Annotated in this window: 1 protein-coding gene and 1 riboswitch; the gene reads left to right on the top strand. The window is 69.9% G+C overall.

The features are described from left to right. Positions 1 to 212: 212 nt before the first annotated feature. Positions 213 to 638 carry a hypothetical protein gene (locus tag AC08ON_RS15720; RefSeq protein ID WP_476608245.1) on the top strand — a complete coding sequence of 142 codons (426 nt, stop codon included), beginning with the start codon at positions 213 to 215 and terminating at the stop codon, positions 636 to 638. A gap of 306 nt (positions 639 to 944) precedes the next feature. Beyond that, positions 945 to 1,119, top strand: a riboswitch (cyclic di-AMP (ydaO/yuaA leader). The last annotated feature ends 102 nt before the right edge of the window (positions 1,120 to 1,221 follow it).

Genomic DNA, 1,221 nt, shown 5'->3' with positions numbered 1-1,221 from the left:
CCGACCTGCATGCTAGGCGCGTATAGACCACGACAATGACGGCAGATCCATAGTCCCTTTTTACTATAAGTTGGCTGACGCGACGTATCCGTACGATGGGTTACCCCTGGCCCGCCACGTCGGTTACCGTTACCAACCGTGTCGGAGCAACCGGGTCTCGCGCCAGCCGCTCGGCGCGGTCCCCGCCGACCCCCCACCCCTCAGGGGACTCCATGACCTCGTCTGACCCCAAGAGTCGTAAAACGGCCATCCTGCCCGATCGGGGCGATCTCATCGCGGAGCTCGCCGGCCGCCTGGAGGCCCTCGACGCGCTCCTCAACCGGTTGGAGGATGCCGAGCGGCAGGCCGCCGACGCCAGCGAGCATCTCATCCGGACCCGCCGGTGGCAGGAGGACACGGTCCGGACCATCCAGGAGGAGCGGGCTCGGATGCGCCAGCGCCAGCACGCCCTCAACGAGCTCGCCGACCACGCCCGCGCCGCGGTCGAGGCGCTGGCGCACCACCGCTCGCTGCCCCGTGAGGTCCACGAGCTCGCGGTCGAGCTCCAAGTGCTCGATGCGGCGGGATTCCTCACCCGCCGCGGCTCCCGGTCCCGCTTAGGGGGGTGCACACCCGGCCTCACCCGTCGACTACTTTAAGTAGTCAAAAGCCGCCAGCGGGCCGCGGGAGGGCTACCCGCCCGCCCGCGCTCTCACCCGGACCGGCCGCCGCCGCGGACCCCCCACGCAACGAAAAACCAGCAGGACAACCGGGGCGCGAAGGGCTTTCGGCCCGCCCGGTCAGCCCGGCCGACCGCGCGGGCCGCCGACGTCGCGCGACGGGAACTTCAACGCGCACTCGCCGTAGTTGGGAAGGACTAGTGTTTACCCACCCCATCCAAGTGGACTAGTCTCACGCCGACGTCACGACAACACCGGGCCGAACGCCGAGTCCTGCCCCCGGCCCCGGTGTCCCCTCCGAGTCGTCATCAGGGGCAGGAGCGGGGGACCCACCTCCACCGGCCGGCACCGATCCGCGGTGTTGACCTAGGGGTGAAGCTCGACGCGTGAAGGTCACGCGAGAGCCGGGCAGCCCAGCCCGAACCCGACAGCTCACTTCGCAGGCGTACGGGAAGGAATACACCGTTGTCCGCGCAAAGCGTGCAGCTCGACGAAGAAACGCGAGGCGCCAGTCTCGGCCGTCACCGCGCACCCTCCGCGCCTCCGGCCGCCCGCAGCCGGG

The organism is Frankia sp. CoWAU3 (assembly GCF_977971855.1).
The sequence above is the reverse complement of the archived record's forward strand: the minus strand, read 5'-3'. Positions and strand labels throughout refer to the sequence as shown.

What these genes read in the sequence shown, in the direction of transcription:
- AC08ON_RS15720 (WP_476608245.1), top strand. Translation starts at nt 213, where the DNA reads ATGACCTCGTCTGACCCCAAGAGTCGTAAAACGGCCATCCTGCCCGAT.